At 45.8% G+C, this 24,569-nt stretch carries 19 protein-coding genes and 4 pseudogenes; 14 read left to right on the top strand and 9 right to left on the bottom strand.

The window, feature by feature from the left end:
- Nucleotides 1–15 precede the first annotated feature (15 nt).
- Nucleotides 16–738 (top strand): succinylglutamate desuccinylase/aspartoacylase family protein, encoded by a 723-nt coding sequence (locus QMK20_RS12010; protein WP_283655891.1) that lies wholly within the window; start codon nt 16–18, stop codon nt 736–738.
- Nucleotides 739–855: 117 nt separating this feature from the next.
- On the opposite strand, the gene QMK20_RS12015 is transcribed toward QMK20_RS12010, so the two are convergent.
- Nucleotides 856–2,199: a sugar phosphate nucleotidyltransferase gene (locus QMK20_RS12015; protein ID WP_283655892.1), complete on the bottom strand. Its 1,344-nt coding sequence runs from the start codon at nt 2,197–2,199 to the stop codon at nt 856–858.
- A 40-nt stretch (nt 2,200–2,239) separates the two neighbouring features.
- Nucleotides 2,240–3,071 (bottom strand): annotated as a pseudogene (locus QMK20_RS12020) (DUF6492 family protein).
- A 211-nt stretch (nt 3,072–3,282) separates the two neighbouring features.
- Between QMK20_RS12020 and QMK20_RS12025 the strand changes: the two are divergent.
- The 5 genes and pseudogenes from QMK20_RS12025 to ytfJ all read left to right on the top strand — a co-directional run bounded on the left by QMK20_RS12025 (nt 3,283) and on the right by ytfJ (nt 7,639).
- Nucleotides 3,283–4,137 (top strand): YheC/YheD family protein, encoded by an 855-nt coding sequence (locus QMK20_RS12025; protein WP_283655893.1) that lies wholly within the window; start codon nt 3,283–3,285, stop codon nt 4,135–4,137.
- A 180-nt stretch (nt 4,138–4,317) separates the two neighbouring features.
- Nucleotides 4,318–5,026 (top strand): annotated as a pseudogene (locus QMK20_RS12030) (DUF421 domain-containing protein).
- Between the two features lie 94 nt (nt 5,027–5,120).
- Nucleotides 5,121–6,152 (top strand): cupin domain-containing protein, encoded by a 1,032-nt coding sequence (locus tag QMK20_RS12035; RefSeq protein WP_283655894.1) that lies wholly within the window; start codon nt 5,121–5,123, stop codon nt 6,150–6,152.
- A 228-nt stretch (nt 6,153–6,380) separates the two neighbouring features.
- On the top strand, nt 6,381–7,160 hold the full coding sequence (locus QMK20_RS12040) for an ABC transporter ATP-binding protein (RefSeq protein WP_283655895.1): 780 nt from the start codon (nt 6,381–6,383) through the stop codon (nt 7,158–7,160).
- A gap of 74 nt (nt 7,161–7,234) precedes the next feature.
- Nucleotides 7,235–7,639, top strand: a complete 405-nt coding sequence (gene ytfJ, locus QMK20_RS12045; protein WP_283655896.1) for a GerW family sporulation protein — start codon at nt 7,235–7,237, stop codon at nt 7,637–7,639.
- Here ytfJ and ppk1 read toward each other — a convergent pair.
- The 3 genes from ppk1 to QMK20_RS12060 all read right to left on the bottom strand — a co-directional run bounded on the left by ppk1 (nt 7,633) and on the right by QMK20_RS12060 (nt 10,632).
- Nucleotides 7,633–9,771 carry a polyphosphate kinase 1 gene (gene ppk1, locus QMK20_RS12050; RefSeq protein ID WP_283655897.1) on the bottom strand — a complete coding sequence of 713 codons (2,139 nt, stop codon included), beginning with the start codon at nt 9,769–9,771 and terminating at the stop codon, nt 7,633–7,635. The two genes, ytfJ and ppk1, sit on opposite strands and share 7 nt — an antisense overlap.
- 194 nt (nt 9,772–9,965) lie before the next feature.
- Nucleotides 9,966–10,358, bottom strand: coding sequence for a hypothetical protein (locus QMK20_RS12055; protein ID WP_283655898.1), 393 nt, complete (start codon nt 10,356–10,358; stop codon nt 9,966–9,968).
- A gap of 64 nt (nt 10,359–10,422) precedes the next feature.
- Nucleotides 10,423–10,632: a hypothetical protein gene (locus tag QMK20_RS12060; protein ID WP_044649175.1), complete on the bottom strand. Its 210-nt coding sequence runs from the start codon at nt 10,630–10,632 to the stop codon at nt 10,423–10,425.
- A gap of 155 nt (nt 10,633–10,787) precedes the next feature.
- Here QMK20_RS12060 and QMK20_RS12065 point away from each other — a divergent pair, with 155 nt between their 5' ends.
- Genes QMK20_RS12065 through QMK20_RS12075 form a run of 3 tightly spaced genes read left to right on the top strand, consistent with a single transcriptional unit; the run spans nt 10,788 to nt 16,001 of the window.
- Nucleotides 10,788–15,464 carry a cation-translocating P-type ATPase gene (locus tag QMK20_RS12065; protein ID WP_404580088.1) on the top strand — a complete coding sequence of 1,559 codons (4,677 nt, stop codon included), beginning with the start codon at nt 10,788–10,790 and terminating at the stop codon, nt 15,462–15,464.
- Between the two features lie 35 nt (nt 15,465–15,499).
- Entirely contained in the window at nt 15,500–15,763 is a 264-nt protein-coding gene (locus QMK20_RS12070) for a DUF5132 domain-containing protein (RefSeq protein WP_283655900.1), read from the top strand.
- Nucleotides 15,764–15,776: 13 nt separating this feature from the next.
- A complete protein-coding gene (locus QMK20_RS12075) occupies nt 15,777–16,001 on the top strand; it encodes a hypothetical protein (protein ID WP_044646003.1) in 225 nt (74 codons plus the stop codon).
- A gap of 78 nt (nt 16,002–16,079) precedes the next feature.
- On the opposite strand, the gene QMK20_RS12080 is transcribed toward QMK20_RS12075, so the two are convergent.
- A complete protein-coding gene (locus QMK20_RS12080; protein WP_283655901.1) occupies nt 16,080–17,003 on the bottom strand; it encodes an AEC family transporter in 924 nt (307 codons plus the stop codon).
- 226 nt (nt 17,004–17,229) lie between these two features.
- The gene (gene trhO, locus QMK20_RS12085; RefSeq protein ID WP_283655902.1) at nt 17,230–18,123 is read right to left on the bottom strand and encodes an oxygen-dependent tRNA uridine(34) hydroxylase TrhO; all 894 of its coding nucleotides are present in this window, start codon (nt 18,121–18,123) and stop codon (nt 17,230–17,232) included.
- Nucleotides 18,124–18,345: 222 nt separating this feature from the next.
- Here trhO and QMK20_RS12090 point away from each other — a divergent pair, with 222 nt between their 5' ends.
- The 5 genes and pseudogenes from QMK20_RS12090 (at nt 18,346) to QMK20_RS12110 (ending at nt 23,185) form a co-directional block, all read left to right on the top strand.
- A complete protein-coding gene (locus QMK20_RS12090; RefSeq protein WP_283655903.1) occupies nt 18,346–19,635 on the top strand; it encodes a glycoside hydrolase family 27 protein in 1,290 nt (429 codons plus the stop codon).
- A gap of 208 nt (nt 19,636–19,843) precedes the next feature.
- Nucleotides 19,844–20,888 (top strand): annotated as a pseudogene (locus QMK20_RS12095) (carbohydrate kinase family protein).
- 61 nt (nt 20,889–20,949) lie between these two features.
- Nucleotides 20,950–21,630, top strand: a complete 681-nt coding sequence (locus QMK20_RS12100) for a P-loop NTPase family protein (RefSeq protein ID WP_283655905.1) — start codon at nt 20,950–20,952, stop codon at nt 21,628–21,630.
- 339 nt (nt 21,631–21,969) lie between these two features.
- A pseudogene (proS, locus tag QMK20_RS12105) lies at nt 21,970–23,030 on the top strand (proline--tRNA ligase); the annotation flags it as partial.
- Nucleotides 23,031–23,056: 26 nt separating this feature from the next.
- Nucleotides 23,057–23,185, top strand: a complete 129-nt coding sequence (locus QMK20_RS12110; RefSeq protein WP_283655906.1) for a hypothetical protein — start codon at nt 23,057–23,059, stop codon at nt 23,183–23,185.
- Nucleotides 23,186–23,294: 109 nt separating this feature from the next.
- On the opposite strand, the gene QMK20_RS12115 is transcribed toward QMK20_RS12110, so the two are convergent.
- Both QMK20_RS12115 and QMK20_RS12120 read right to left on the bottom strand, forming a co-directional pair.
- Nucleotides 23,295–24,059, bottom strand: a complete 765-nt coding sequence (locus QMK20_RS12115) for a spermidine synthase (RefSeq protein ID WP_283656254.1) — start codon at nt 24,057–24,059, stop codon at nt 23,295–23,297.
- Between the two features lie 27 nt (nt 24,060–24,086).
- Nucleotides 24,087–24,455 (bottom strand): alkaline phosphatase family protein, encoded by a 369-nt coding sequence (locus QMK20_RS12120; protein WP_283655907.1) that lies wholly within the window; start codon nt 24,453–24,455, stop codon nt 24,087–24,089.
- Nucleotides 24,456–24,569 lie beyond the last annotated feature (114 nt).

Below are 24,569 nucleotides of genomic sequence, written 5' to 3' on the forward strand. Positions count from 1 at the left end.
ACGGAGGTGAAGGGAATGAAGGTAACAAAGCTTATGCTTGGAAAGGGTTATTCTTGGGCGACTCCTTATTATATAGCCACTGGGGAACAGGGCGGTCCGCATGTGATGGTGGTCGCGGGCATCCACGGCAAGGAAATCGCAAGCATCCGCGCGGCTGAGAAGCTGGTGGAGCTGTTGAAGCAGCAGAAGCTGCAAATTAGCCAAGGCAAGCTGATTATCGTACCGATCGTGAACCAGGCGGCTTACCGCAAACGAATCAGGGGCGTACCTGATCTCAACCGAACCTTTCCACGCACAAAAAAGCAGGCGGCATCCAATCCACTTTCCGCTGCGGTATTCCAATTAACACAAAGGCATCAACCCGAGTGGTATCTTGACCTGCATGAAGCCAACGGATTGTCACAAAAGGATGCCAAGGTGCTGGGTCAAACGCTAATTTCCAATAAGGACAATCCGGCAGTCCCTGCGGTGCGTCGAACTATAAAACGAATGAACCGTTCCATCAAGAATAAAGACCGACATTTTAACCTTCGGCTGCATGAGCTTCCAGGTTCCTCCCGTACGGCGGCAGCCCGTATCCTGGGCGCACGCGCGGTCACCGTAGAAACAGGCTGGAGTTTGCCCAAGAATGTACGTATCAAGTATCAGTTGGAGATCGTGCGGCATTTTTTAAGAGAAGCCGGGATGATCAAGGCCAACGAGGTATATTTATCTGCCAAGGTTAGAGCTGTTACCTAGGGCGTGTATTAATGAAAATGTATTACAAAATAAAAATCGCTTCTGAAGCAAGGGATTCTCCTTTCCCATACTCAAAAGCGATTTTTTTATTTGCCATTCATGTGACATATCTATGCGTCAGGATTCGGATTTATAGAAGGCGGTGACCAAGCTTTCCCCCAGACGAACCTCGATCAGCTCCAATGGTTTATCCAGATCGGCACGGATCGTGTGATACATATCAACCGGAATACGAAAGACTGAACCGCTTGCCGCCGTAAAGCGTTCTCCGTTCAGCATGACCTCACCCCGGCCAGAAACGATCGTCCAAACTTTCAGCCCACTGCCATGACAATGGCCGTTTAAGCGATGATCTGGCAGAACTGTCAAGCGTATGGCAAGAATATCGTTCAAACTCCGATGATCAAATTCGTCCAGCACCCGGTAGCTGCCCCAAGCGGTTTCACCATGCATAGGGCGTAGCGGAAGAGTCCCCAGCTTCTCCTTGATCGCGTGGGCATGACTCTTGGCGGCAATGAGGATGCCGTCGGGGCTGGCAGCAGCAATAATATCCTCCACGCCAATGACATGAAGTGGATAGGGCAGCTCATTGACGATATGCGTACCATGAGCGGGGCCACTGATCTGTCCGCGTCCAATCACTCGGTTGCCGAGCTGCTCCGTTAATGCTTGCCAGCTGCCGATGTCACGCCATTCACCCTCGTAGGGTAGGACGACAGCACGTTTGGCACGCTCCGCAATCTCCTCGTCGAAGCTGCGAACAGGGAGGCAGTCATACATCGCGCATAATGCCTTGTCGTTCAGCGGCAAATCACTACGCTCCATGCAGGCCAGCATATACCGCAGCTTAAAAGCGTAAATGCCGCAGTTCCAGAGCGCACCCTGGCTGATAAGCTGTTGCGCCCCCAGGCGATCCGGCTTTTCTGTGAAGCGGGCAACTGACGCATAGGAGATGTTCCCTTTCCTTATCCCTCCCTGATCTGGAACGATATAGCCGTATTGGTCGGAGGGATGAGTGGGCCTTGTCCCAAGCATGGCCAGATCGGCTCCACTATCCAGCAACAGACTGGAGAGTGCCGATACACTGTGGAAGAAATCCTCCCCCGCAAACATATCCGCTGGAGCGATACAAACAATTTCGTCCAGTCCTACGCCTCTGGCGTGAAAATGAGCAGCTGCCAGTGCAGCTGCGGTGAAGGTTCCCCGTTTGGCCGGTTCGCCTAGAACGGGCAGACGACCTTCCGTATGGCGAAATGCTAAATTTACCTGGCTCCGATGAGCCAGCAGCAGGGCAGAGGAATCCAGTCCGGCTATAGTAAGCTGTCGAACCACCCGACTAAGCATAGATTCCTGTTGCCCGTCAGGGGCAGGCAGCAGTCGGAGAAACAGCTTCGAGCGGATATCGTTGGACAATGGCCACAGCCGTTTTCCAGCACCACCGCATAACAATACGATGTGCACAGGCACTTCCTCCTTTGATACAGATTCATTGTGAAACGAATCATTTTGCGGAATTTTGTTGCTTTTTAACGATCTGATATACCTTACGTTGATGAAAGGATAAAGAACGATGGCTTTTAGCGAAGGCATCCAATTGTTTTTGCGAGAGGGAAGAAGCCCGACTATGAAGCGCTTTATTAAGTGACTTGCGCAAAATCATCCGAGAGGGCTGCTTGCTGTACAGATCGTTGGCATACGTCTCATATTCGGAAAAACCAAACTGCTTTTTCCGGTCTATACTTTGGATAATCGCGTTATACCAAGGTTTTCCATGACGGGCCTCAATAACCTGCTTGAGGCGGGTGAGCTGCGCTTTTTCAAACAGCATATAGTGAGTAACAAAGGACTTCGGCGAGGGAGCCTTCACGCCCATCAGCTTGCGGTAGGTGCGGAAATACTCAGGCTGGCTCCAGCTCCGATAGTAAAATATCGTTTTGCCGTCCTTCCGAAACACATGTGGACGAATCAAAATCGTATCCGCATCAATGACGAGAAAGAAAGGAGCTTTACTAATTTTATCACCGTTCATTTTGAGCAATTGCTGATATAGCCAGCCTGAGCGGTCCCAGCGCGCTGTACCGTAACGAATATGTTTTTTTGTTATGGGCAGCACCGTCTTTTTCGTCTACAAATGTACAGCTTTTGCTGGCACACAGTCGACGAATTCCAGTGCTTTGCGGTGAAACGATATAAATCGTTCCAATTCGGTGCTGTACGTGACGGCGCAGACTGTCTATCACCAGCGGTAATGTGGCAATATCTTTATCAATTGCAGGAATCAGAACATCGATTGTAAGGGAACCCTTCCGTGGCCCATCTGATTGCGCTGACATGCTATTCACTCCCTATATATGCAAATGTACGCGTCTGGCGTCTTACATTATCGTATGCCTGGACAGGCAACTTCGACCGGGCAAGGCCAGTCGTCTATTTCTAAGCAGCACAGGGCTGATGTAGCTTTCGGATGGGGAGTTGGTGCATACGATGGATTGATCTTTTTTTAACAGGAGCGTTCTACCCTGAGATTAGAGAGGAGAGGAGCAAGTGAAATCTTCACAAGCACAGGCTTTGCGCAGCAAGTGGCATAAGACCAAATTGCTGCTCCCGCATCGTGGCATCAAGCCGTTTGTGCCGGATACCCGGAGATATACCAAAGCCAATTTGAAGTCAATGCTGGAGAAGTACGGTATGGTCTATGTAAAACCCGACCGAGGTACATTCGGTAAAGGTGTAATGAGAGTAGAGCAGGAAGGTCAGCGTTTTGCCTATCAACATGAGGAAAAGCGTTTGGAGTTCAAAAATGTAGAGGCACTATATACCAGCCTGTCGAAGAAAACGGGGAAGAAAAGCTATCTCATTCAAAAGGGAATCCATTTACTGCGCCATCAGAAGCGTTATTTTGATATCCGGGTCATGGTGCAGCGCAATGCAAAAGGTCCATGGGAATCTACCGGAATTATTGGCCGGCTAGGTCATCCTCGTAAAATTGTAACCAATTATCATAGCGGCGGTAAGCCGATGGCACTGGCAGAGCTGCTAAAGACCCATTTATCTCAAAGCAAGCAGGCTGAGCTGATAAAGAAGCTGAATGCCCTGGGCATTACCATTGCCACACAACTGCAAAAAACATATCCGAATTTCCGTCAAATTGGAGTGGACATTGGAATGGAGCGCACCTTTACCCCATGGATTATTGAGGTGAATACGAAGCCTGATCCGTATATTTTTAATCAATTAAAGGATAAGTCGATGTACCGCAAAGTTTTAAGCTATTGGCGACTGGCCAATGAAAAGAGAAAGGCTACAGTTCCAAGCAAAGATAAAAATAAGGATAAAGATAAAAATAAGAATGAGGATAAGGCTAAAAAAATAGACTCTAAAAAAGCAAAAAATTCATGAGCGAGGAATTACTTCGGTGACTGTAGCTCTGAATGGAGAAATAAAAGGATGAATGCCTTGTCGATTCATCCTTTTTACATACTCGATTTTCCTGTTTTATTGCTGATCGAAAATGAATGTAATGAGAAAAGTGGAATTGGAAAAGCTATATTAAAACAATGAGAACTGAGGTCTTGATATATGGAACTATGGGAAACCCTGTTAAGGTCAATATCCGCATTTACCCTAATGATGCTTATAGCACGTATATTGGGCAAATCGACTATTGCGCAAATGACCTACCATGATTTTGTGGCTGCCATTACATTGGGGGCCATTACCGCGAATCTTGCCTTTAATAACACAATAAGTATAAGGATTTTACTAACATCCCTGCTTGTATTTACCGGAATTTCTTACTTGCTGATGTTTTTTGCCATGAAGAACCGGAAACTGAGGGACTGGCTTTCGGGAAAACCAACCGTGTTGATTCAGGAAGGAAAAAATTTTGGAGAGCAATATGAGAAAGCTTAAGATTACACTGGATACACTGAATCAGGAGCTAAGAAGTAAAAATATTTTTAATATTCAAGACGTTCACTATGCCGTACTCGAAATGAATGGAGCCATTTCCGTATTACCCAAGTGGGAAAGTAAACCTGTAACCAGAAAAGATTTGCATTTGGACGATCGTTCCGAGCATATTTTTCCTATTGAATTGATTATGGATGGGAGCATTATTGAAGCTAATTTGAAGGACAATGACATTACAACAGAGTGGCTACATTCCCAGATAAAAAAGAAGGGGCTTTCGATTGAAAACATCAATTATGCTGTAATCAGTTCTAATGGAAGTATATATTTTGATGAATATAAGGATCGAATCAAACATCCTGTTGATAAAGAATGAATGAATTTGATTTCATTAACATTAAAGGTATATAATAGATATGTTATAATAAGTAAATATAGACATATAAAATGATTTGGAGGAGGAATCGGCTATGAAATCATTTAAGTATGCTTTGGAGAAAAAGGAACCCAGAACCGGACCGGGAGGTATCACACGTGGGGCTTCGGTCCATGATTTTCCTGTATCGGAAGGAATAGCAGGGGTTTCTATGCGTTTGGAGCCGGGTGGAATGCGTGAGCTTCACTGGCATGCTAATGCGGCTGAATGGGCCTATGTGATTAGCGGCTCCTGTCGGACAACGGTTATCCATCCGGACGGTTCTTCATATGTCGATATTTTCAATCCCGGTGATGTCTGGTATTTTCCTCGTGGTTATGGTCATTCAATTCAAGGTCTTGGTCCTGGTGAGTGTCATTTTATACTGATTTTTGATAATGGAGATTTTTCGGAGGACCACACGTTCAGCATAACGGATTTCATCGCTCAGACTCCTGCGGAGGTTGTCATGCAGAATCTGGGACTTGCAGCCGACGAACTGGCTCTTTTGCCAGATAAGGAAGCCTATTTTGTAAAAGGACCTGTACCTTCTAACGATTCTCATAATGCATATCCTCGCGTTTCTTCCGATCTGATCACTAAACATCGGTATCCTTTAATGGCCAAACAGCCCAGATTGGCACCGGGCGGAGGGACACAGCGGACGGTTACGGTAGAAGATTTTCCGATTTCTTCGACTATGGCAGGATCTGTGATTGAGCTGGAGCCGGGCGGATTGCGAGAAATGCACTGGCATCCCAATGCGGATGAATGGCAATATTATTTGGATGGTAATGCAGAAATGACTGTATTTCTCGCTGAAGGGAATGCAGTGACAGAGCAGTTTGAAGCCGGAGATGTGGGGTATGTACCCATGGGAGCCGGACATTATATTAAAAATATAGGTTCGGAGGTATGCCGCATTTTGATTGGCTTTAACAGCGGTCATTACGAAGCCATTGATTTGAGTGAGTGGCTGGCTGGGAACCCTGTTGATGTATTAGCAACGAATCTGGGCCTTCCTAGAGAAATAGCGAATAAACTGCCTCATAAATCGGTCTTTATCGCTTCAAAATCCAAATCATAAAACAACGAAACAGCCCGCTTTTTGCTCCCGTATGTATGGGGGAGCAGAAAGTGGGCTATTAGTCATGGTTTCGTTTCTGTTACGATTAAAAATTTTATACAGTGAATTTAGAATTGAACAACCTGCAACCCTGTGCTATTCTAATACGAAAGTGAGGATTAACGTAGTAAAAGTGATTTTTTACTATGCTCATAAACATCAGATGATATGATCAATAGGAGGATAAACATGAATTCTGTCATTGAACTTAACAATGTAAGCTGGAAAAGGGACAATCGCACCATACTGGATCAAATTAACTGGCAAGTAGCCGAAGGAGAGCATTGGGCTGTACTCGGATTGAATGGATCAGGCAAAACAACGATGCTTAACATAATTAATGGTTACATATGGCCAACTACAGGCAGTGTCGGTGTGCTGGGTCATACCTTCGGGGATGTGGATCTGAGGGAACTGCGCAAATCCATCGGTTGGGTCAGTTCCTCTTTACAGGAAAGAATCAATGGCAGTCAGCGCACGCAGGATGTTGTCATTAGCGGCAAATTTGCCTCCATTGGACTTTATGATCAAACAACGGATACAGATTATGAGCAGGCCGTACAACTCATGACCCAACTGGGCTGTGCTCACCTCGTGGACCGATTGTATCAGGGGTGCTCACAGGGGGAAAAGCAAAAAGTGCTTATTGCCCGTGCGCTGATGGCCTCGCCCAAGCTGCTGATTTTGGACGAGGCGTGTAACGGACTGGACTTCTTTTCCAGGGAAGCTTTACTAACTAGTATCCGTCAGTTGTCCGAGTCGCCGGGTGCGCCGAATTTGCTGTATGTTACACATCATATAGAAGAAATTCTACCCATGTACACGCATACCATTCTGATTCACCGGGGTACCGTTTTTGCCAAAGGCAAAACGACTGATATTCTGAGCAGTGAAACGCTTAGCGATTTTTTTGAAACACCGGTGCAGGTGGAGTGGAGACAGGATCGTGCATGGCTCTCTATGGTGTAGAGAGTCAATGCAGTTTATTCTTTTTCATTCCTGACTACAATGACATAAGAGAACCATTGTAGAGAGGTGAATGAATGTCAGAGCATCCATTACAATCTTTTGTAAAAACGGCGAAAGATCACTTAGAGGACATGATGAACGTCAATACGACCCTTGGAGAACCGGTTACGGTGTCTGACGGCACCATTATCATACCGGTTTGTAAAGTGAGCTATGGCTTTGCGGCAGGTGGAAGCGATTGGGAAAGGCGCAATCAGCAAGCCGCAAGGGTGACGCCGTCATTCGGCGGAGGTATGGGCGGAGGTGTGTCCGTAACACCTCTCGCAATTTTAATAATCGGCAAAATGGGCGTTCAAACAATCTACCTGGATAACTCTCCTACTGTATACGACAAGATTTTGGATATGGCGCCACATCTTTTGGATAAATTGAACAATCTTATTAAGCAATACCAAACAGGAGATGATAACAGTCAGTGAATCAGGTCTGACTCGTTTGGGTATGCAGAGGCTGCCAACGGGGTTATGCAGTCGTTTTGAATAGGAAAAGAGTTGTTTTTCCTTACTACCAGATTTTTGGCCTCTGACTGGCTACGGCAGGGGGGCTGTTCATTGTGCGCCATAACATATTGTCCATCGGGAAGCAGCTGTCGGGCTTTAATATTATCGTTCAGCAACAGCAATAAATATTGGATGACGACAGATTGATGTTCTTCATTCAATAGCGGGCACATTAATTCAATCCGCTTGTCCATATTTCTGGTCATCCAGTCCGCACTGGATAGCCACAATTGGGGCGTGCCGGCATTCTCAAAATAAAAAATTCGGGAATGCTCCAAAAATCGGCCGACAATACTGCGAACGGTAATATTGTCGCTCAGTCCGGGAATTCCTGGACGCAAGCAGCAGATGCCACGAACGATCAGATCAATTCGAACGCCTGCCTGGGAAGCGGAATATAGTTCGTCGACCAACTGTTTATTCGATAGCGAGTTCATTTTGGCTATAATCCTTGCAGGTTTGCCGCTCAAGGCATTTTCCACTTCGCGCTGAATGCAGCCCAACAACCGTTGTTTCAAATGCGCCGGAGCTACACTGAGGTAATGCCACTGGCTCGGGGCGGAAAATCCCGTAATTTTGTTGAATAAGCTGGAGACATCTTCGCCGATCTCCGGATAGGAAGAGAACAGTCCGATATCTGTAAATATTTGCGCCGATACTTCATTGTAATTTCCGGTGGCAACATGAATGTAACGTCTAAGAGAATCCGCTTCCTTACGTACAACCAAAATCATTTTGGCATGAATTTTTAACCCGGGCAGGCCGTAAACGACATGGCAACCTGCTTTTTCCAATTCTTTTGCCCATTCGATATTTCGGGCTTCATCGAACCGTGCTTTCAATTCGACGACTACAGTGACCTGCTTTCCTGCTTCGGCAGCTCGATTCAAAGATCGGATAATCCGTGAATTACCGTTTACGCGATACAAGGTCATTTTAATAGCCATAACGGATGGATCGGCAGCAGAATGTTCGACAAAATCGTTAACAACGTCAAACGATTCATACGGATGAAATAAGAGAACATCTCTTTTCCGCAGCACTGAAAAAAAATCGTCTGTCTTCGTAAACTCTCGCGGATAAAGAGGATCAAATCTCGAATGCTTGAGATGCTCATAACCCTCGATCGAATTGGCGAATGACATGAAGTAGCTTAAGTCAATAGGTCCATCATTCGTAATTAAAAACTGGCTTTCAATTTCCAGTTCTTTTTCTAGTAATTCCAGTGCAAATGGATCAAATCCCTTTTCTATTTCCAAACGAATCGGAGTGCCCCATTTTCTTGCGCGCAATACTTTCTCCACTTCATCAAGGATATCTTCAGCCTCTTCCTCGTTTAGATCAAGGTCTGCATTTCGAGTTAAACGGAATGTATGGAAAGTAACAGGCGTATACGTAGTAAACAAAGTGTGAATATGCTGCTTAATCAAATCTTCGAGCAAAATAAACTGCCAATCATCATGATCTGATAGAGACGGAACTTTAATATAGCGAGGCAGATTGGACGGAATTTCAACCAAGGCAATATAACAGTCCTTGCCCGATGCATCGGAAGGCGGCTTCAAACCGACGGCCAAATATACACTTTTCGAACGAATCAGAGGAAAAGGGCGGCTTTTATCGATAGCTAGAGGAGTTAGCACGGGAAATACTTTTTCAAGATAATAGGTTTCCATTTCTTTCTGCTGAGCAGGATTAAGCTCGCAATAAGCAGTAAAAACAAGGCGCTCTGCCTTTAGCAGTTGAATAATCCGTGCATGGGTTGCATACTGATCTGCTACTAATTGCTCAATCATGGCGATTACTTTATTTTGTAACTGTTGCGGGGTAAAGCCAGTGAAATCGATCTCTTGATTGCCCGCTCTAATTTTATCCATGAGTCCTGCGACCCTGACACTGACAAACTCATCCAGATTGGTGGAAACAATCGATATGAACTTTGTTCGCTCCAGCAGAGGAGTGCTTTCGTCTTGCGCTTCCTCAAGAACACGTCTGTTAAATTGAAGCCAGCTTATTTCACGATTAATATAGTTCACAGCGTATGCCTCCATCTGCTTATTCTTTTTTTCTAAATAATAAATACCGTATTTTTTGGAACAATTGCCATGTGGCGCTAAGGCGAATCGTGATCGTGTCGGGAATATTCTCATGTTCGTTTTTAGTCATAATTGTTAGGTTCCTCTCGTTTTTAAAATGGGGAAAACTCGCTAAACGAAGTTAGCGAGTTATATGGATATTTTGTTATTTATTCGTGAGATGCTGTCGTCTGCATTGCATCCACGACCGGGCTCGTTATGGACTCGGTTACTTTCGATGCGTACTGTGTCATGTTGCTGACCAAACGATTGTTAAGAAGCACATTGCCTGCTTGCATTCCAACTGTTTGGCCCATACTGTTCCCTAACAACCCACCAACAACGGAACCAAGGACTGTCCCTACTCCTGGCAGCAACGAAGTTCCAAGGATAGCCCCATACTCAATACCGGCCATGACGCCGAGTGCTCCTGTCAAATTCCCCGACGTATGAACCATATAATCTTTGTTATCCATTTGTCCTTTCGTCAAGCTAATGGTATTCTGCAGTTGGGTTATACCTCCGGAGATAAGACCTCCCCATAATGAACCGCCTTGAAGCATGCTGATCACTCCTTTAGTTTGATTTTTTGTTACTCCCGAATATTAGTTCCCCATTATGCGTTTTTTAATTATTTTCATTTGTATTCTTTTCTTCGATTTGTACTGCTTCTGCGGACTGTAGCTCTCTAGTGCTGTCTTTGACTTGATCCGCGAGCTCAAGCACAATTCCAGCTCCTTTAACGGCAAGTTTGCGTGCGGCTTTTCGGGCTTCGGGGGACACAGCAAGTGCTACGGCCGCAGCAGCGAAAATAATACCGAGCGGTGATTTAACCACAATACACTCTCCTTAAAAAGTTGTTAGTAAAATAATTCCTTTAAATAAGAATTTTATACTAGATTACATTTAGAAAATAAAATGCATATTTTGCTAACTATTGTTAACCATAAGCAAAGTTGATTTTGGCTTTTGATATGGAAGAGGGGTTAAATATGGTATTGCTGCGAAACAAAAACAGGTTTCTTCATGTCCTTCCTGGCAGGATACGGATGGAAATTTACGGTTTGCAGGGAAGCAAAGCTGGCGCAGAGCTTTTATCCAAAAGTCTGTCCGCTTGTAGTGGAATTTCCAGAGCGGAACCCTGTACTGTGACGGGCAGAGTGCTGCTTCTTTACGATGTAAAGCTTGTTTCTGAGCAGCACATTTTCCATATACTCCGTGAAACAGAAGATCGGATTTGTACGGCCAATCTAACAGCCCGCCCGGATATCCAAAACGAGGCTACCGGGTCGAAGAAAGCGGAGCGGGAAGCTGCCGCTACCCAGATTGAATTGGATATTCCTTGTGATCTGCCGATGATCCCTACGACACCTAAGACCAATACGGGCGAGCCAAGAGGAAAAATCCCCATTGCATTGGCTATTTCCATGAGCGGTTTAGCCGTGCTGGGAATCAAGCAGGTCTTTTTCGGACGTTCAGCCCTGGCAAGAAGCCCGGCGCCGTTCTTTTTATCGGCGCTCGTACCTGTCGTAACCGGCTACCCTTTTCTCAAAAGAGGAATTCAGACCTATTCGGAAAAGAAAAAAATAAACTCGGATCTCATTTTAGGTACAAGCGCTCTCGCTCTCGCGCTTATGCGCGAAAATCTTGTAGTGCTTGCCGGACTCAGCATTTTGCAATATGTGAACTGGAAGCGAAACTGCACTGCATTAAATGGACAGCAAGAGGTTTCTTTGTCACCGGAAATTCAAACATATAGCGATAAAGCAGGCAGATTAGGTTTTATTGCAGCCGGAATGACGTGGGCCGTTACCCGGAATCCGCTTCGTGCAATCGCTGTGCTTCTGGCAGCAAATCCGCGGGTGATGACCGTACCTGCTGAGCATGCCTGGAAACAGGCCGAGCTTGTTTCAGGAGAAAGAAAATACGTGATTCCGGAAAAAGGATCATTATCCCAACTCGCTCGAACGAAAACGATTTTATTCGAAGATGCATCACTCCTGTTTAACCGTACAGAGATTGAAGAAATTCAATGCATGGTGGAGAAGGAGCAAGATGCGGATAAAGCGATTTGTTTGGCAGCTTCATTAATGGAGAAAACAGAACATCCTTGGAAAGAAGAGGTGTTCAGCAAGGCGAAACGGACTTGCCGGACGATCCGCACAGCTTTTCATGTGAAAGAAGAGCCACAGGGTATAAAAGGAAAAGTCAATGATAGACAGGTTATCATTGGCAGCTACAAATACATGGAGGAACACGGTATTGATTGCAGTTTCTATGAGCTTAAATCAAAGAGGCTTGCCAGAAAAGAATACGACGTTCTTTTGGTCGGAAGCCAGGGGGATGCCAAAGGCGAATGTCTTGGGTTAATTGCCAGACATCGGCTATCACCGGTCAATGAATATGGCTCTGCCGCCTTTTCACTCAGCGAAAAAGGCTGGCGGCTTGGTCTGTTGCATAACAGCCTTCATATCAGTACTGACGAGCTTTCCCAATACCGAATGGATACAAGCTGGTCATCTTTTGAACAAGGCGAAGTGATTGAACGGATTGCTGAGCTCAAGCAGCATGGCGAAGAGGTTTTATTTGTCACCGGTCTGGAGCAAAATCCGCTCAATGAGTTTTATAAAAAAGCAGGAATCCAGACGATTTCCATTCATGAGCTGCAACATATACAGGAAAGTGCTATGTACGCCGAGAAAACAGAGCAAATCGTAAACGAGCATGCTTCAATTGCTAAAAAATGGAATATTATAGGGTCCGTTTTTGCTACATTAGGCATGATCAGTGCTCCAGTGATCAATTTGATCGGAGATGCTTTATCGCTTGTGTTTATATCCAGAACGAAAAACAGGAGTGAAGCCTTGCCATCTCCACCGGAAATGGCGTATAAGAACGAGGCTGCGGTCGCCTCCGAAGCTTTTGCCTGGTATCAACTACCTAACGAACAAATCATCGCGAAGTTACAAACCAACCTGCAAAGCGGGTTGACCTCTGATCAGGTTCTTTCTATAAGAAACCAATATGGTTCAAATCGGCTTGAGAGTAAAAAACCTACTCCTTGGCTCATTTCATATTTAGGCCAATTCAAGGAATTCACAACGCTGATCCTCCTTGGTACAAGTGCATTGGCCTTTCTTACGGGGGGAGTATTCGATGGACTCGCAATGGGGGCAATCCTGCTCGCGAATGCTGCTATTGGAACGATTCAGGAACGCAAAGCGGAAAAAGTTGTGGACAAGCTGAATCAATTTCAACCCCCAGTATGTAAGGCCATCAGACAAGGCCAGCACGTAGAGCTAAATGCTGTGGAATTGGTGCCCGGCGATATCGTTTCCCTGGAAGCAGGGGACCGCGTTCCAGCGGATATCCGGTTAATTAACTCATGGAACATGCGAGCCAACGAGTCGACCCTCACCGGGGAATCTCTTCCCGTCGAAAAGAATGAGTCCTCTTTGCCAGAGGATTGTGCTTTATCTGAGAGAACCAACATGCTCTTCATGGGAACCGACGTGTGCGGAGGCAAGGGAATTGGTATTGTTGTACAAACCGGGATGAGTACCGAGATGGGGCATTTAATGTCGCTTTTGAAGCAGCAGGAAAAAGAAGTAACCCCTTTACAGGAAAAAGTAACGTCAATTAGCAAAAAATTTGTGAAAGGCGCTCTTATCGTTGGAGGGATCGTATTCGCAATTGGTATGCTCCGTGGCATCCCTTTTCCACAAATGATTTCGACTTCGATCACACTGGCGGCTTCTGCCATCCCTGAAGGGCTTCCGGTTACCATCACTATTGCCCTCAGCGCAGGCATCTTCCGTATGGCGAAGAAAAACGCGCTGATCCGAAAGCTCTCCTCACTGGAAACATTAGGAAGGACTACGGTTATTTGCACAGACAAGACAGGCACGTTAACTAAAAATGAAATGACGGTAAAAGCGCTCTCTACCGCGGATCGCGCGTGGACTGTAACAGGCGATGGTTACGAACCGACGGGAGCATTGGAGGAGCTTGCTCCAGAGGCTGCCGCTGCAGCGGCAGGGCTCAAAAATGTAGGAAGTTACGAAAACCCTTCAGCCCATCCTGATTTGACTCGCTTGCTGCAAATCTGCTTGCTATGCAACAACAGCAAGCTTGAGCAGCAGGAAGGACAGTGGATGACCAAAGGGGATCCGACTGAGGGCGCGCTTTTGACCCTTGCAGCCAAAAACGGACTGTGGCTTAACGATATGACCCATTGGCATCGCGGGCATGAAATTCCATTTGATTCTAAAACCGCGAAAATGAGCGTGGTTTGCAAGGATGTTCAGGCGGAACGGGAATGCTATCTCTTTTCCAAAGGGGCTGTTGAGACGATTCTCCGCCATTGCAATCGATACCAAAAGAACGGAGAAATATTGCCTCTATCCGAAGAACAGAAGCAGCACATTATACAGCAAAATGAAAAGTTTTCAGCGGCAGCGTTGCGTGTGCTTGCTTTCGCGTATCGACCTTTGGATGAGAGTATCGATAATGAGTCCATTGATGACGAGCGTGAATTAATTTATGTCGGCATGACCGGCATGATGGATCCTCCCAAACCTGAAGTAGAACAAAATATTCAGGAAGCTTTTGCACTTGGGCTAAAACCTGTGATGATCACAGGCGATCACCCGATTACCGCCATTGCCATCGCGAAGCAACTCGGAATTTACAGTGATGCGCGGAGTGTTGTAACTGGGCATGAGCTTGACCGTTTATCAGACGAAGAGTTGAGCCAAATTGTGGACCAGGTATCCATTTTTGCCCGGGTCACGCCTGAGCATAAGCTTCGTATTGTAACAGCGCTGCAAAAAGGAGGACAAATCGTTGCCATGACTGGCGATGGCGTCAACGATACGCCTGCTATCAAACAAGCCAACGTTGGTATCGCAATGGGAAGAACAGGAACGGAAGTGACGAAGGAAACTGCGGATATGGTGCTAACAGAAGATCATTTCGGCACGATTCTAGAGGGGGTCAAAGAAGGCCGAACCATTATCGGCAATATTCGTAAGGCACTCGGCTGTTTATTAACCGGAAATCTGGCTGAGATCATCGTCACCAGCGTTGCCGTGATGGTTGGATTGCCGATCCCTCTGGTTCCTATTCAAATTCTGCTGATGAATTTGTTGACCGATGCTTTGCCAGCAATGGTTCTAGCTGTAAATCCAGGGCAGAAAACGAAGCAGCAGAAACGAACCGATTTCATCGATAAAGACCTGTACCAGAAAGTGATTACAAGAGGGGTTTTGCTGGGATTGGGATCGCTCGGCTTATTTGCTGCAAGCCTTGCAGTCGGTACGCCAATGCCTATCGCTCAGAGCGTTGCTTTTGCAACATTGGTCGCAGGGCAGTTGATCCAAACCTTTTCGTGGCGACAGGAAGGCTCTGAAGAAACAGTGCGCGATTGGACGAAAGATCGCTTTTTGATCGGGGCTCTCTGCGTTTCTTGGCTGGCTTTGCTAGGAGCACTGTATATCCCGCCATTGGCCGGATTTTTCCATACCGCCAGTCTGCCGCTGAAATATTGGATTCCCATCCTTGGCGTAGCCGGATCGGTATCTCTTTTGTCCAAACCGATTTTGGCTCTAATTTCAAAAAAGCAAGCAATCAGCGCTTTGCCTGCAAACCAAACCTATGCTGCGGCTTAACGCCGCAGTAATACTTAATTACCAGGAGGATCACAATGCTGCAAAATAACATGGATAAAATTGTAATTGGCACTGCGCTCGCTTTTGCCGCTTCTGCTTTGCTTCCTATTGCTAAAACTACTTTCCGCCCTCTTGCCGAAGCTGGTATGCAAGGTGGAGCCAACTTGATCAATCGGAGCAAATCTTTCATTGAATTAGCCCGGCAAGAAGTGGAAGATATCGTTGCCGAAGCCCAATTTGAAAGAATGAAAAAGCAGCTTGACCAAGAAATCTCATTGCTTGACAATACCCAAAAGTGAGGAGAACGGATAAATGAACGAACAAAGTATAGATAATCATTTACGCGAAGCCTTATCGCACTTGGAATCTGCCTTAAACCAGAGTGTAAGATGCGTGCTTGAAAACGATAGCGCGAAAAAAGAAATAGGTTTAAAGTGGGAACGATTTCTTGGAGAATTTATGGGACAAATCCGGGAAAAGGGAAAAAAATCAAGATTAAATCTGCTGGGCTGGATCAGTTTTCCACGAATACGCTAATCAATTGTATGCAGCCTAAGTCGACAGCAGGCTGCATACTGGATTCACTACACCCTAGAGAGTCTTTTTTTCTAGTTATCATGCTACGATCATAATGAGGATAGGCAAAATCAGGAATGAGGCTAAAGTGCTCCACAGGATACAGGTGGACACGAGTTTGGGCGATGCATTGAATTTTTCTGCCAAGATGACAGCATTCACGGCAACAGGCATGGAAGCCAGAATAAAGAGCACGGAGAACAAAAGGCCTGATATCCCCAGTATCAGCATGGCAAGACAGGCCGCAAGCGGAGAGAGCAGAAGCCGGATGATGAGTCCTGCGTAGCTGGCTTTTTTAATAGACGGCTCCAGCTTGAATATTTTTACATAAGCCATCTGGGTTCCAAGGATTGCCAGCACGACTGGTGAATAGGCGGCAGCAATCATCGAAACGCCCGCTTGTATGCCTGAGGGCAGATGCCAATCTAGCATTCGAAGCCCCAGGGCGAGTAAAGCTGCATAGATCGCAGGCAGCGAGAATACTGACTTAACGGCGCTTTGAACGGAAAACTCAGAGCGGGCTGCAAAGTAAACTCCAAGGGTATTGACCAGAATTATCTGGATGACAACATATACAGAGGCTTTATCCAATCCAAGCTGCCCAAAGGCAAGTAAAATAAGGGGCAGGCCATAATTTGCGCTATTGGTCAGCGTGGAGATTAAGGTGAGTCCGGCCGTTTCAGGGGCGCTTAGCTTAAACATTTTCCCTGCAATCTGCGCAATTCCCCATAACAGCAGCAGATTCAAGATCGAAAAGGCGGCAGTTTGCGCCACATCATGCAAAGAAAGCTGTGCCTTGAGCAGCGTGTCCAGAATCATCGCGGGACTTAAAAAATATAAGTATAAAGTCGAGAGCGGTTTCGTTTCCAGCTTCATGAATTTGCCGAGTAAAAACCCGGCGATCACCGGAATGGACAGTGGAACGATAACGGATAGAAGGGTTGAAAGTACGATTTGAATCATGAAATCCACCAATCCTTTCTTGTAATGACATTTTTCATTATAAGGCGCAGCTTTTGAGCCCGTCCAAGATGAAAATACGATCAAGGTCATAGGCAAATACTATGAAGCTTGTGGTAGTTATTCTATGTAATGCACCGAGGTGTACAACAAAAGGGATGTCCACAGCCATGTTGAAAGGCTAATAGGAACATCCCTTTTTTACAATAAAAGCAATTATCTTGCTGATTTATGCAGAAGCAACGGTTTCCGCTTTGGTCCGGCACTCATCAGAGCAATAATGTTGATGCTGCTCTTCACAGTCCGGACATACGATATGCTGGAGATTGCACACCGGACAGTTGATATAGTGATCGTTTGGTGATTCACAATGGAAGCACGTGCCGACAATAACGTCCTCGTCGGTATGGTTGATCGGGATCGAGATGCGTTCATCAAACACATAACATTTACCGTCAAACAAACGACCTTGGACCTCCGGGTCCTTGCTGTAGGTTACAATGCCGCCATCCAGCTGGCCCACATCATCAAAGCCTTCTTTGATCAGAAGACCGGACAGCTTTTCGCACCGGATTCCGCCAGTACAATACGTCAGTATTTTCTTGTCCTTGAACTGACTCATATTGTCGCGAATCCACTGTGGAAACTCACGGAAAGATTCGACTTCCGGACGAATGGAGCCACGGAAATGACCGATGTCATATTCATAGTCGTTACGTCCGTCCAGCACAACCACATCTTCACCTTGAAGCTGCTCATAAAACTCCTTCGGTGACAAACGCTTGCCACTGATTTCGTTAGGGTCCAGCTCATCCTCATGACGTAGCGTAACCAACTCCTGACGATGGCGTACAAATATTTTCTTGAACGCATGACCGTCAGACTCATCTATTTTAATAACCATATCGTGGAATTTCGGATTGGCGCGCAAATCACGGATGTATTGCTCGGTTTGCTCTACCGTACCAGACAGTGTTCCGTTAATTCCTTCCTGAGCAATCAAAATTCTTCCCTTGACGCCCAGCTCCTTGCAGTAAGCCAGATGCTCTGCTGTAAAGGTGGCAGGATCTTCAATATTGACATATTTGTAAAACAACAAAATTCTGTAAGCATGCTCGCACACGTAAAATCACCCTCTGATTCAAGTCAAAGTTTTTTTACAACCAATTTTAAATGTACCACATTCTTTAAGTTAGTCAACTAATTTGTATGAAAAGGGGGACTGGAAAATAAAGAGGCAGGTGACGAGCGACAAAAGTAAGGGTTTACATTATAATAATACCGTAGTGACGAGGTGGATTTTGGCAGCAGGATGAGTATTCTTATGATGAAAGGATGAATTGGAATGAAGCATCATTTGGTAGCGCATACATCACCTATGGGGTGGAATAGCTGGGATTGCTACGGCGCAGCGGTGCGTGAGGAAGAAGTACGGGGAAATGCGCAGTATATGGCAGAGCACTTGAAGGAATACGGTTGGGAATATGTCGTGGTAGATATTCAGTGGTATGAGCCGGGAGCTGTTTCTTCACAATATCGCTCATTTGTTCCGCTGGAAATGGATTCATTTTCACGTCTCATTCCAGCGGTAAATCGTTTTCCTTCCGCAGCGGATGGACGTGGCTTCCAGGCTCTTGCGGAATATGTACACAGTCTGGGCTTGAAATTCGGTATACATATTATGAGAGGCATTCCGAGACAGGCGGTACATCAGGATACGCCGATTTTGGGAACCCAGGCAACTGCGAGACAGATTGCACATCCCAACTCCATTTGTCCCTGGAATACAGATATGTATGGGGTAGATGCTACCAAGGAAGGCGCACAGGAATATTATAATTCGCTGTTTGACCTCTATGCGGAATGGGGTGTTGATTTTGTAAAGGTGGATGACATCGCAGCTTCACGACTCTATGATACTCATTTGGCGGAAATTGAACTGATTAGGCAGGCCATCGCCCAATGCGGACGTCCGATGGTTTTGAGTCTGTCGCCAGGTCCGGCACCGCTGGAGCATGCATCCGAATTAATCGCCAACGCCAATATGTGGCGCATGACCGACGATTTCTGGGATGTATGGCCTTTGCTGCACGGCATGTTTGAGCGCTGCGAGAAGTGGGCAGAGCACGTGGGCCCGGGCCATTGGCCGGATTGCGACATGCTGCCACTGGGTCATTTGGGTATTCGCTCGGTCGATTCTGTAGATTCCGGTAGCCATGACCGCTGGACACGCTTTACGAAGGATGAACAACTGACGATGATGACCTTGTGGAGTATTTTCCGATCCCCTCTAATGTTTGGGGGAGAACTGCGGGATAACGATGCGTGGACGCTTTCTCTGCTGACCAATGAAGAGGTGCTGGATGCTCACCGCAACGGTTTGGATGCCCGGCAGGTGTACAGAAAGGATGAACATATCGTCTGGACTTCACATAACGTGGAAGGTCATGTATATGCGGCTTTGTTTAATGCTGGAGACGAAGCTTCGCGGGTCTGTGTATCGCTGCAAGACCTGGACATTGAAGGACAGACAAGTGGCAGAGACTTATGGAATCGTGTGAATCTGGGCACTTTAGAGCAAGAGCTGTCCGCAGAGGTACCTTCTCATGGAGCTGCTCTATTTATTTTGAAATAGCATATCGTAACGAAGGATTTAGGCTGTATTTTTAATCAAATCACCTATTCGTAAAATGGCTGGTATTTTTACGAATAGGTGATTTTTTAATGCAATCGACATTATTCTTGAGAATTTGACATTTGGAACATGTTAATTTTATATAGTGCTTATTTCTGTACAAATTTAAAACATCCAATGCCAATAGACTTGCGAAAGGAGTCAAATGATGAAATTAAAACAGATTCACAAAAATGAACTGGACGAGCCTTGGCCTTCTAGACAAAAAATACTATGTATCGGGGGGGGCCAATCTTGACCGTAAAATTATGCTTAAAGGTACATTTCAGCTTCACACCTCCAACCCGAGCAGCACCAGGCAGCAATCTTGCGGTGGGGTGGCTCGCAATGTTGCCGAAAATTTGGGGAGGCTAAGCCAACAGGTCAGCCTGTTAACCGCAGTTGGGGATGATGCGGAAGGTGAATTTATAGTCGAGCAGTCTAGACATTATATGAAAGTGGTTCCTCTGCAAGTCAAAGGTGAACCGTCAACCGGGGTTTACACTGCTTTGCTGGACGAACGTGGGGAGCTGATTGTAGCGACAGCAGAAATGGAGATTTATGATCAGATCCGTCCTTCAGTAATCTTTGAAAATACTCCTTTGATCGCCTCGTCCCGACTTGTGCTGTTGGACACGAATTTCTCTATGAACGTAATTGCATCCACCATACGGCTATGCCATGAACATCGGATTCCGCTCGTCGTTTCTTCAGTGTCCGCCTCCAAAATGAGAAGGCTTCCTCGAAATTTGAATGGGGTGGGTTGGCTGGTATGTAACCAGGTAGAAGCTGAATCCTATTTGGGAATAGAACTTAAGGATGATCAGCAAATGCTGGATGCAACCCGGATTTTTCATCAACTCGGGGTTCAAAATGTAATTCTTATTCGGGGAGCAGACAGTGTTTTGTTTGCCTCGCAGGATGGATCTCATGGACAAATTTTTATGCACCCAGTTCCGGAAGTTATGGATGTCACGGGCGCAGATGATGCATTTATTGCCGGAATGATATATGGAATTATCCAAGGATACCCTATGGAGCAAGTGTGTCAATTCGGAATCAGCTGTGTGGCCTTGACCATTCAAACGGATCGGACGGTTTCAGAGACCATTTCTCTAAATAATCTTCATTCCATGTTCAAGGAGCTGTACGGCATGCATCCGCAAAATTTTGTGTTTTTTAAGGGTATGTATTTTAAGGAGAAAGATACATAAATAAAGAAGAGAATCTAACCTACTTTTTGTTGCTGAAATTGTAAAAGGAGCAGGTCGCTTGATGAACAGTGTAAAATACGCTATCGTTTTTTTGCCGCTGTTCCTCCTGTATATGTTTTTAAAGGGAGGTTCTTTCGTGGTAGGTTCGCTTTATCGACTGATTTATGCAATGCTGCCCTTACATCGAAGGGTGAATGACGAAATTTTTGCTGTGCAGCACGCCAAACGTATTATCGTGATCGGTTCGCCGGGGAGCGGCAAAACCTTTTTTGCCAAACGTCTATCCAAGTGGACTCATTTGCCGTACATCTCTCTGGATGATTTGTATTGGGGACCCGAGTGGAAGCGGAGCACGGATAAACAATTTTTCAAACAGCTGGGCGAAGTGCTCGAAAAGGAAGAATGGATCATCGAAGGGAATTATCATGATTATTATTTTACGGAGCGGCTCCAGCGCTCTGATACGATCATTGTGATGGATGTCAGCACGATTGAAGCGATAACAGGAGTTATTACACGATCGCTTAACCGCTTTCTTTTCTCCAATGAGTTGCCCAAAGGAGTAAAGCAGGAAGCGATTCGTATTTGGGACATTTCGCCTCGGTTTGTCCGCTTTGTTTTGGGTTTTCGCAGGCGTATACGTCCTAAAATTTGGCCATTCCTTATGCAATATGGAAAACAACGAAGTTTAATTATTTTGAAATCAAAATATCGTTCATGTCTCTGGATGAATTCCAGATAGATAATTATCTCCTTGACCACGGTTTCCGTTTCGTGTAAGGTAATGAAAATTGTAATATACAGGAATAGTGTAGACCAAGGATCAAAGGTTCAACAATCGCCGTACAGAGAAGAAATCCATGGGCTGAAAGGTTTCTCCGCCGCGAATGAACGTTTCCCTGCCTTGCGAGCTGTAGCGGAGTGTATTTTAGAGCGTTACCGGCTAGACGCCGTTATCTGATGAAGGGCTGTTCCATGCTATGGATATGGTCAAATTAAGGGTGGTACCAGACACATTCGTCCCTGACGGATGTGTCTTTTTTGCGTATATTTTATCGTTCATACAAGGAGGCAGTCACACATGCGCCAAAGTCGATTATTACTGACAACATTACGTGAATCGCCCGCAGAAGCCGAAGTGGTCAGCCATCAGCTTATGCTGCGTGCAGGGTTTATCCGGCAACTTGCAGCTGGAATGTATACCTACATGCCACTCGGCAGACGTGTTCTCCGAAAAGTGGAGCAAATCGTACGGGATGAAATGGACCGTGCAGGGGCTGGGGAGTTGTTAATGCCTGCATTGCAGCCTGCTGAGCTGTGGCAAGAGTCAGGGAGATACGAGGTGTACGGTCCAGAGCTGATGCGTATTCAAGACCGACATGATCGGGAGTTTGCTTTGGGTCCTACCCATGAAGAGGTCATTACGTCATTAGTACGGAATGAGGTGAATTCATATGGAAAATTACCTGTAATGCTGTATCAAATTCAAACCAAGTTTCGGGATGAACGACGTCCACGATTTGGCTTGCTCCGCAGCAGAGAATTTTTGATGAAGGATGCCTATTCGTTTGATGCGAGCTGGGAAGGGCTGGATCAAGCTTATCGGACCATGTTTAAGGCCTATCATCGTATTTTTACCCGTTGTGGTCTGAACTTTCGCGCAGTTGAAGCAGATGCGGGTGCTATTGGCGGCAAAGGCGGAACACATGAATTTATGGCGCTGGCTGACATTGGAGAGGATACGATAGCCGCTTGTACCTGCTGTGACTATGCTGCTAATCTTGAAAAAGCTGAGCCACGGAGAATGGAAAAATCAGACACCAACCCTTCTCTCAATACAGACAAAATGGAAAAGTTTCATACTCCAGGTCTGCGCACGATAGATCAACTGGTTGAATCGCTGCAAATACAGCCACAAGATATGATCAAAACATTGATTTATATGGCTGACGATCAACCCATTGCTGTAGTCGTCAGGGGAGATCATGAGGTCAACGAAGTAAAAGTTAAACATATTTTAGGTAGTGAAAAATTCGAAATAGCAAGTTCAGATGCCGTGTCAAAGGCGACTGGAACCCCCTCGTGGAAGGGGACCCATGTCCTCACTGTGACAAAGGGAAATTGAAGCTCCATCGTGGGATTGAGATTGGACTTTAGTGGGTATTCCCGTGCGCATTGTTGTTGGCAAAGATGCTGAACACGGGAAAATAGAGTTAGTGGAGCGAAGATCCAGCAGCAAAGAGACGATTCATATCCAAGATGTAGAGCGACGGATATTGGAACTTATTCAACAATAGCCACACAGCTTATTAATTTACAAGCCTGTACCATATCCGGTTCTACAATCCAATACGCCCGGACTACAATCGTTTGGGCGTATCTTTACCAACAATTACTGTACAAGCATTACGTATCTGTGTCCTGTAGAATGTGACCTTCTCCAAGTGCAATCTCATTAAAGCCTGCCATATGGCGTGCCTGAAACCGGATTGGCTTGTCCCGGCCTATCACAATAATATTTTGAATGTCGGCAGCTCCTTCCGAGGGGAGGGAGAAAGCTGTGACATAAGCGAATACCTCACGCAACGTTGTATGAATGGCATTCATCAGATGATCGTGCTCACTTTTGCCCATTACATTCATAATCATGGAGCCTTCGGAATCCAGCTTTTCTTTGACCATCCTGAAAAATTCCAGGGATATTAAATGCGGCGGCGTTCCCTGATCTGTGAAGGCGTCCAAAATAATATAATCATAAGCATCCGACGCTTCCTTCTCCAACATGCGACGTCCATCACCAACGGTCACATTGTCCTTATCGTATCCAAAGAATGTTCGACTGAACTCCACGACTTGTGCATCCAGCTCGGCAATCTTAAAGCGTTTATCTGTAAAATGACCCGCAATCGTACCTATGCCATGCCCAATCACAAACACGTCTTCAAATGACGGATCGTTCAGCTCCATCAGATGGATGATGGCTCTCGGATATTCGAACAGAATGCGTTGCGGATGATTCAAATCCACCGCGCCTTGTACGGCTGCATTTGAAAACTGCATCACCCGGAATAATCCCTTTTCACCATACAGCTCTGTGGTGTCGTATATCGTTATTTCATGATTATTGCTCAGCTTTTTGTATAGTACCTCCAAATGATCTATCCCCTTCAAGTCATACTCCACCATCATATTAGACATTTATGAGCCTGTTGTCCATATATTAAGCGGCGGTGCCGTTCTGCTCTTGCCGAGCAGCTCCAATCCATATAATTGTTCGATCATGCGCAGCACGGAGAAATGAGTGCTTTTCCCGTTGTAAGGGCCGTTTTTCAAATGAGGACCTATAATCATAGTCGGGATTTTGTTGTTACTGCTCATGTCATCTTCGTCCCATGTTACGATTAAAAGACTGTTATGCTGCGGTGCCCAGCGGGCATAAGCAGATAAATGGGCTTGCAGCCATTGATCTGCTTCCCGGATCGTGCCGTCGTGCATATCGTGGTTCAGGTTGGGAACAGAGAGACACCGTTTTTCATCAGGTAATTCATAAAGGGGGCGGATGAGCACAGAGCTGTGTTCATAGATTCATGATTAAACTTACTCAGGACACATTAAAATATCATGAGAAAAATAAAGTGAAAAGATCATTATTTTTTAATGTACATAGAGTAAACTGGTTTC

Source organism: Paenibacillus sp. RC334, assembly GCF_030034735.1.
In the GTDB taxonomy this organism is placed as follows: domain Bacteria; phylum Bacillota; class Bacilli; order Paenibacillales; family Paenibacillaceae; genus Paenibacillus; species Paenibacillus terrae_A.